The sequence below is a fragment of the Pseudooceanicola sp. HF7 genome, assembly GCF_011806405.1.
In the GTDB taxonomy this organism is placed as follows: domain Bacteria; phylum Pseudomonadota; class Alphaproteobacteria; order Rhodobacterales; family Rhodobacteraceae; genus Pseudooceanicola.
In genome coordinates, this window is record NZ_JAATOW010000062.1 from 1 (window position 1) to 8,015 (window position 8,015).

Consider the following 8,015-nt stretch of genomic DNA (forward strand, 5'->3'; position numbering starts at 1 on the left):
ATCCAAAGTGACGCTCATGCCAGCCAGCATAGGCGAAACTATCGCTCTATCCCGCTTCTGGTATCGCTCAGGTTGCGGATTGCCTCCGGCAGGACCTAAGACGCCACGAAAGAAGAGTCCCTCAAACAGGCCCGGCGGATCCGCTGATCCCAGTTTTGGCTACCCAAAGGGTGGTTACACTGAACAAGAGGATCATAGTCACGGCGCGGAATTCCTCTGTGCTGCTGACGTCGCCGCGACGAGAAGGTCCTGACTTATGGATTACAACTGACGGAGGGGGGACCTGCGAGCTGTTCAAGCGTGACCTCGCCAAAGCGTTGCCGGATGAGCGCTTCTGCAGAAGCGAGCGTGTCTACAAGTGCCTCATTCACCGCCTGCTCGATCGTGCATTCGGGCGTATCATTGCGCAATCCGATTGCGAAAAGCTGAGTGTGGCCAAGCGCTTCGTAGATATCAAGCAAGGTGATCTCGTTCAGCGGCCTGCATAGTGTCCAGCCACCGCCGTGCCCCTTCTCTGCATGCACGTAGCCTGCGGTCCGCAGGCCCGCCATGGTACGCCGAAACACGGCGGCATTGGTCCGCATCGTGGCCGCAAGCCGCTCTGAGGTTACCGGGGCATCCGCCTGCGCCAAGTGGATCAGCACGTGGAGAACGCCGGAAAGTCGGGTGTCTCTGTTCATGTGAAGACCTCTGGGCTTGCGGAGGTAGCAAGTCAACACGCTGTTGTCGCCGCTTGGCATTTCAAGTATCAGTTGATGGTACTTGAGTCGGAAGGGTCAATTCAGAGGCGCCGCCAGACCCGCTCCGGCCCGGAAGACGCCAATCATTCGAAAGGAAAATTCAATGGCCCATGACGTGATCGTGGTCGGTGGCGGCTATGCCGGCATGGCCGCAGCGCTGCAGTTGGTGCGGGCGCGGCGCAAGGTTCTGTTGATTGACGGGGGTGAACGCCGCAATCGCTTTGCAAGCCGATCGCACGGCTTTCTGACGCAGGACGGCATGGACCCGGCGGCGATCGCGGCAACCGCCCAGGCACAGCTGGCCGCCTATCCAAAGCTGACCTGGGAAGACGGGGCCGTGGTCGACGTGACGGGGCACAGGGATGCGTTCCGTGTCCTTACTCAGGATGGCGCGGCTTACGCAGGCCGCCGCATTCTCTTTGCCGTCGGCGTCACGGACATCCTGCCTGACATCCCCGGCCTGAGGGAGCGGTGGGGCCATAGCGTCTTTCACTGTCCCTATTGCCACGGGTATGAGCTGGACCAGGGCCGGATCGGTGTCATCGCAAGTGGAAAGATGTCCGTCCACCAGGCCGAGCTTCTAACCGAATGGGGAGCGGTTACCTTCCTGACGAACAAGCGTGTTACGCTCGATGCAGCAGCGCGTGCAGCGCTTACAGCGAAAGCGGTGAAGATAGAGGAAACCCCCATTCAAGCCATCGAGGGCCACGCAGAGGTCCGTTTGACTGACGATCGATCCTTGCCTTTTGCGGGGTTGCTGACTGCCAGCCGCGTCGAACCGGCCAGCGACGTGCCAGAAAAGACGGGTTGCGTGGTCATCGACACCCCCATGGGACGGATGATCCGAACCGACGAAGTAAAGCTCACCTCCATCCCCGGCATCTACGCCTGTGGTGACGTCGCCAGCATGCCGCATTCGGTGTCGCTTGCGGTGGGGGATGGTGCCATGGCGGGCATGCAGTTGCACCGCTCACTGGTCTGGCCCGACGGCTAGATGCCGACGGATTGGCGTGTAGGATCAAAACCCCCGCGCCAGTTGGCAGCGGAGATTGAAGCAACTTACAAACCCTGGGACGCCTCGAATGACTTCGGTCCGCGTCGAGCCAGTGAACCGGCCCGGCACAACAGAGATAAGCATGAAGCTTAGTTGACGTCTTTCATGGGCATCAGGGCGCCGCGGTGGGTGACGACCTTGCCGGCAACGGCATGGCCCGCAGCGATGGCCCGGGGCAGGGGGGCGTCTGTCGCAAGGGCCGCCAGGCACGCCCCATTGAAACTGTCGCCGGCCCCTGTGGTGTCCACAGGCGTCACGCGGGCGAGATCGCGGAAGGCCTGCGTCTGGCCTTCGTGCAGCGCAAGGATCTCGCCTCCGCCGTTCTTGACGATGACCGTATCCGCGCCGAGTGCAGCGTAGCGTGCCAGGGTGTCGGCAGGGGACGCATCTCCGAAGCAGGCCTGTTCGTCATCGAAGCTTGGCAGCAGGATCGTCGCGGCACCTGCGGCTTGCGTCAGGACCTCTGCCGCTGTTTCCAGGTTTTCCCAAAGGGCAGGGCGGATGTTCGGGTCAAGCGAGACGGTCACACCCTCGGCCCGCCGCTGGGCCATGATCCGGATCAGATGTTGCCGTCCCTCGGGTGGCAGGATCGAAAGCGTAATGCCGGAGACATGGATCACCTGGGCATCACGGGTCATGGTCTCTAGCTGCTCTTGGTCATCGGCCAGCGTCCGGGCCGCCGAGGCACTGCGCCAATAGGCAAAGCTGCGCTCTCCCTTATCCAGGGAAATGGCATAGAGCCCAACGGAGCGGGTCGGATGCACCTGGATGCGGTCAGCCTCGATCCCGTTCGCGCGCAAGAACTCGGGAACGCGCTGAGAGAAGGGATCGCGCCCGATGCAGGTGCCATAGGCCACTTGCCAATTGTCGGGCAGGCAGGCCCGGGCATACCATGCGGTGTTCAGCGTGTCGCCCGCGATGCCCATCCGCCACAGGTCATCACCTGCGCCGGAAAGCTCCAGCATGCATTCGCCAATGGACAGAAAGCGGCTCATGTTGCCTCTCTTGAGATGACATCGCTCATGGGTTCGAACAGCATTTCGGCAAGGATGCCTTCGACCTTGGTCCAGAAGTCCATGTCGGTAAAGAGGGTCGCGGGGATGAAGGGCGCCTTGCGCAGGGACGCGACGATCTCGTCCGCCTCCTTGCCCTCTGCCATGGCGCGCAGGTCTGCCGCGCGGGGATCGCGCAACTCGTAGGGCGCGCAGTCATGGGTCGCCATGGAGATATGCCGCGCCCAGGCCGCGGTGGCAAAGGCAAAGGGGCGTATGTCCACGCCGCGGGTCCGGGCGTCCTGCAAGGCGGCAAAGATGCGTTGCGGCATCTTCTCGGAGCCGTCCATCGCGATCTGGAAGGTCTCATGGGCGATGCTGGGGTTCTCGAACCGGGCGGCCAGTGCCGCGGCATAGGCCTTCAGGTCCATACCCGGGATCGGCGGCAGGGTCGCGGCGGCAGCGGCCAGGTGCCGGCGGACAAGGGCCGCGAGGGGTGCATGGGCCATCACGTCGCGCACCAGCGGCAGCCCGGCGTGAAAGCCGGCATAGGCCAGCATGGAATGGGCGCCGTTCAGCATCCGCAGCTTCATCGCCTCGAAGGCCGGAACATCATCGGTGAAGATCACGCCTGCGGTTTCCCAGGCGGGACGGCCCAGCGGGAAATTGTCCTCCACAACCCATTGGGTGAAACGCTCCGTCTCGATCGCGGCGCGGTCTTCGGTGCCGGTCAGGGATTGGGCCTCTGCCAAGGTGGCTTCTGTCGCGGCAGGGGTGATGCGATCCACCATGGTGGAGGGGAAGGCGACGGTTTCGGCGATCCAGGTGGCCAGTGCGGGATCGATCCGGCTGGCGAAATCGATGACGGCGCCGCGCAGAAGGGTGCCGTTCTCCGGCAGGTTGTCACAGCACAGCACGGTGAAGGGCGCGATCCCGCCGGCGTAACGGCGCCGCAGCGCCTCTGTCAGCAGGCCCAGAACACCCTGCGGCGCTTCTGGGTTTGCCAGGTCGGCGGCCACGGCGGGATGCGCCGGATCACAGCCGATGGTGGCGCGGTTCAGGCCATAGGCTTTCTCCGTTACGGTCAGCGAGACGATCTTCGTGCCCTCGGCGGCCATGGCCTGCAGGGTGGGCTCCGGATCCCCGGCAGAGCAGATCGCATCCGCGATGGAGCCGATCACGCGGGCGCTGGCACCGTCAGCGCCTTTTTCGATCAGCGTATAAAGGCCGTTTTGCGGGGCCAACTCTTCCGAGGCCTTGGGAGAGCGCAGGGACACCCCGAGGATACGCCAGTCGCCTCCCTTGGCGGCCAGCGCAAGATCGGTCAGCGCCGCCTGGTGCGCCTTGTGAAAGGCGCCCAGTCCAAGATGCACGATCCCCACGCCATGATCGGCTGGGTCATAGCCGGGGTGCAGGTCCGCGGGCACCTGCGCAAGGGCGGTCAGACGCATATCAGGCTCCTGCGACCATCGGGTGCTGGAAAGCACGGTAGAGACCGCGCAGTTCCGCCAGCCCCTTCAGACGACCGATGGCGGGATAGCCCGGCTGGGCCTCGCGGCCGATGTCATCAAGGATGTCCTGTCCATGGTCCGGGCGGAAGGGAATGGACCAGTCCGCACGTCCGGCTGCCTTGCGGCGTCTTTCCTCTGCGACGACTGCCGCCACCATGGCCACCATGTCGGTATGGCCGGACAGGTGCTCGTCCTCGTAGAGCGAGTTCATGACCTCGGTGCCCTCGATGCTGACGTTGCGCAGGTGCAGGAAGTGCACGCGGTCAGCCAGCGCCTTGAAGATCTCGACAGGGTTGTTGTCGGGCCGCGCGCCAAGGCTTCCGGTGCACAGCGTGACGCCGTTGGACGGCAGGTCCACCGCGTCCAGGATCTTGCGGTAGTGGGCCTCGGTCGACATGATCCGAGGCAGGCCCAGCAGCGGGAAGGGCGGATCGTCCGGGTGGCAGCACAGGCGCATCCCAAGATCCTGCGCCATCGGCGCGACCTCAGACAGGAAGTCGATCATGTTCGACTGCAGTTGCGCTTCGGAGATGCTGTCGTATTCGGCCAGGTGCGCCTTCACGTCGTCCAGCGTGAATTTCTCGGCAGCGCCGGGCAGGCCGAAGACCACGTTGCCCGCCAGCTGTTCCTTCTGCGCGTCCTCCATCCGGGCGAAGCGCTCTGCCGCCTCGGCCACCACTGCATCGGGGAAGCTCTCTGCTGCACCGGGGCGCTCCAGGATGTGGATGTCGAAGGCCGCGAAGTCGATCAGGTCGAAGCGCATGCAGCGCGCGCCATTGGGCCGTTCCCAGGCCAGGTTGGTGCGCGTCCAGTCAAGCACGGGCATGAAGTTGTAGCAGATCACGTCGATCCCCGCATCCGAGAGATGCTGCATCGAGGTCTTCCAGTTGGCGACATGGGTCTTCCAGTCGCCCTTCTGCTTCTTGATGTCCTCGGACACGGGCAGCGATTCGACCACGTCCCATGTCAGGGAAGAGGGGCGGCCATCGCGACGGGTGGCGATCACCCTCTTGCGGTCCGCGATTTCCTCGGGAGTCCAGACGGCGCCCGTGGGCACGTGGTGAAGCGCAGAAACCACGCCTTCAACGCCTGCCTGCATCATGTCGTCAATGCTCACGCGGTCCTTCGGACCAAACCAGCGCCATGTCTGTCGCATGGTGTTACCTCCCCTAGAAACTTCGGTCGGGCCGCGCAGCATCACCGGCTGGCGCAGCGGATATCACGGTTGTGACCGATAACATCCAGATGTCATGTTGACTAGTATGGAAGTATGCAGGTAAGCATTTCCGCGGAGGAGACAGGAATGAGCATCGAGCTTTTGAACATCGCACAGATCGATTCTTCGGCGCCGGTGGGTCCGCAGCTGACTCGCATCCTGCGGCTCTGCATCGTGCGCAATCAGCTTGAGCCCGGGGCGCGCCTGTCCGAATCCGAAATCGGGTCGACCTTCGGCCTGTCCCGCCAGCCGGTCCGCGAGGCCTTCATCAAGCTCGCCGAAGAGGGCCTGCTTGAGATTCGCCCGCAACGCGGCACCTACGTGCGCAAGATTTCCGTGGATGCGGTGATGGATGCCCGCTTCGTGCGGGAGGCCATCGAAGCCGATATCGTCAAGGCCTGCGTCGCCAGCGCGCCGGAAGGCCTTGTGCCGGAGCTGCGCGACCAGATCGCGGCCCAGAAGCGGCTGGCGGATGATCGCCCCTCTGCCTTCGTGCCGCTCGACGATGAATTCCACCGCACCCTTGCCGAGGCCGCCGGGCATCGCAACGCCTGGACCGTGATCGAGGGAATGAAATCCCAGATGGACCGCGTGCGGCAGATGACCTCCACCAGTTTCGCGCTGGCGCATCTGATCGCCCAGCACACCGCCGTCGTCGACGCCATCGAAGCCGGTGACGCCGACCATGCCGAACAGGCCATGCGCGGTCATCTTCGGATGATCTTGCAGGACCTGCCTGCAATCCGCCAAGCCTACCCCGATTACTTCGATGCCCCAAAGGGCTGATCGGGTTCACGAAGACGACTAACGGGAGGAAACCATGTTCGTCACCAAAACCCTGAAAACGCTCATGCTCGGTGGTATCGCCGCTGCAGCCCTGTCCACCGCCGCCCTAGCGCAGGACATGACGCTGAAGCTTGGCCACCCCGCCAACGAAGACAACATCTGGCACAAGGCCTCCAAGAAGTTCGCCGAGGAAGTCGAGACGCTGACTGAAGGCCGCATCGTTGTCGAAGTCTTCCCGAACGAGACGCTCGGCAAGGAAATGGACGTCATCAACGGCATGCAGCTTGGCACCGCCGACATGACGATCACCGGTGAATCCCTGCAGAACTGGGCGCCGATGGCGGCCCTGCTGGCGATCCCCTACGGCTACACCTCGCTTGAGGATATGGACGCCGTGGCCGGTGGTGAACTGGGCGACGAAATCGAAGCCCAGATCGTCGAGAAGGTCGGCATCCGCCCGATCGCCTATTTCGCCCGTGGCCCGCGAAACCTGACTTCCAACCGCCCGATCACCTCGGTCGAGGACCTGAACGGCCTGAAGATGCGCGTGCCCAACGTGCCGCTCTTCCTGAACGTCTGGCAGGCGCTTGGCGCGAACCCGACCCCGATGGCCTTCTCCGAGGTCTTCACCTCGCTGCAGAACGGCACCATCGACGCCCAGGAAAACCCGCTGGCGCTGATCAAGTCCGCGAACTTCAACGAAGTGCAGGACTACGTGAACCAGACGCAGCACGTGCGCTCCTGGATCTACCTGACCATCTCCGAGCTGGCCTGGGGCCAGATGTCCGAAGAAGATCAGCAGGCCGTCATGGAAGCCGCATCGCGCGCGCAGGAATGGGAACGTGAGCAGTTCCTGACCGAGGAAGCCGAACTTCAGACCCAGCTTGAAGAGCTTGGCATGGAATTCGTCGAAGTCGACAACGCCGCCTTCGCCGCCGCCGCGAAAGAGGCCGTGCTGAACTCCGTCGCAGAAGAGATCCGCCCGCAGGTCGAGCAGCTCTTCGCTGACTGATCCCGGTCAGTGGCCCGTCCTCTCCCCAGACTGGGCCACACCACGGGGCCGGAGGGTTTTCAAGGAACCTTCCGGCCCCTCCATTTCGTAACGTGAACGAGGTTTCCCATGCAGAGCTTCATCCGGGCCCTGACCGGCCTTGCCCGCATCGCCACGGGGATCAGCTTTGGCGTCATCATCATCGCCGTGCTGATACAGCTTGCAGGGCGGTCCGGCCTGATCACTTCGGTCGTCTGGACCGAGGAGCTGACGCGCTTCGCGCTGCTGTTCCTGACAGCCTTCGGCGTCGGGCTCAGCTACCGCTCCGGCAACCTCGTGAATGTCGACATCCTGTCCGAGTCGCTGCCCGGACGTCTGCCATGGATCCTTCGGCTGATCTGCGCGGTGATCACCTGCGGCTTCGGCCTGGTGCTGATCAAGGCGACCTGGTTCTACGTTTCCATCGGCGCGCGGCAGACCGCCCCCTCGCTTGGGGTGCGCATGGATTGGATCCATGCCTCTGTCCTGGTCGCGCTGATTTCCCTCAGCCTGTTTGCCGGCCTGCGCGTCATCGGCATGTTGACCGGCGCCACCGACGGCACGCCCGAACGCCTGCAAGAGGACCAATGATATGGAACTGACAATCCTTCTGGGCTGCTTCCTTGCGGGGCTGGTCATCGGTCTGCCCGTGGCGGTGACGCTGGGCGCCTCTTCGCTTGCCTATC

At 63.6% G+C, this 8,015-nt stretch carries 8 protein-coding genes; 4 read left to right on the plus strand and 4 right to left on the minus strand.

The features are described from left to right. Positions 1–254: 254 nt before the first annotated feature. The gene (locus HCZ97_RS20140; protein ID WP_167690906.1) at positions 255–680 is read right to left on the minus strand and encodes an Rrf2 family transcriptional regulator; all 426 of its coding nucleotides are present in this window, start codon (positions 678–680) and stop codon (positions 255–257) included. A gap of 163 nt (positions 681–843) precedes the next feature. Here HCZ97_RS20140 and HCZ97_RS20145 point away from each other — a divergent pair, with 163 nt between their 5' ends. Then, on the plus strand, positions 844–1,734 hold the full coding sequence (locus HCZ97_RS20145; protein ID WP_167690907.1) for an NAD(P)/FAD-dependent oxidoreductase: 891 nt from the start codon (positions 844–846) through the stop codon (positions 1,732–1,734). A gap of 149 nt (positions 1,735–1,883) precedes the next feature. Here HCZ97_RS20145 and HCZ97_RS20150 read toward each other — a convergent pair whose 3' ends face one another. From HCZ97_RS20150 to uxuA, 3 genes are read right to left on the minus strand one after another with little or no spacing between them, the layout of a single operon-like run. Then, entirely contained in the window at positions 1,884–2,789 is a 906-nt protein-coding gene (locus tag HCZ97_RS20150; RefSeq protein WP_167690908.1) for a sugar kinase, read from the minus strand. After that, on the minus strand, positions 2,786–4,237 hold the full coding sequence (locus tag HCZ97_RS20155) for a mannitol dehydrogenase family protein (protein WP_167690909.1): 1,452 nt from the start codon (positions 4,235–4,237) through the stop codon (positions 2,786–2,788). Before HCZ97_RS20155 ends, HCZ97_RS20150 begins: the two co-directional genes overlap by 4 nt. 1 nt (position 4,238) lies before the next feature. Then, positions 4,239–5,453, minus strand: a complete 1,215-nt coding sequence (uxuA, locus tag HCZ97_RS20160; protein WP_167690910.1) for a mannonate dehydratase — start codon at positions 5,451–5,453, stop codon at positions 4,239–4,241. Positions 5,454–5,600: 147 nt separating this feature from the next. Here uxuA and HCZ97_RS20165 point away from each other — a divergent pair, with 147 nt between their 5' ends. The 3 genes from HCZ97_RS20165 (at position 5,601) to HCZ97_RS20175 (ending at position 7,920) form a co-directional block, all read left to right on the plus strand. Further along, positions 5,601–6,299 carry a GntR family transcriptional regulator gene (locus HCZ97_RS20165; protein ID WP_167690911.1) on the plus strand — a complete coding sequence of 233 codons (699 nt, stop codon included), beginning with the start codon at positions 5,601–5,603 and terminating at the stop codon, positions 6,297–6,299. Between the two features lie 34 nt (positions 6,300–6,333). Further along, positions 6,334–7,311, plus strand: a complete 978-nt coding sequence (locus HCZ97_RS20170) for a TRAP transporter substrate-binding protein (RefSeq protein WP_167690912.1) — start codon at positions 6,334–6,336, stop codon at positions 7,309–7,311. Positions 7,312–7,419: 108 nt separating this feature from the next. Continuing rightward, the gene (locus tag HCZ97_RS20175) at positions 7,420–7,920 is read left to right on the plus strand and encodes a TRAP transporter small permease (protein ID WP_167690913.1); all 501 of its coding nucleotides are present in this window, start codon (positions 7,420–7,422) and stop codon (positions 7,918–7,920) included. Positions 7,921–8,015: the final 95 nt, after the last annotated feature.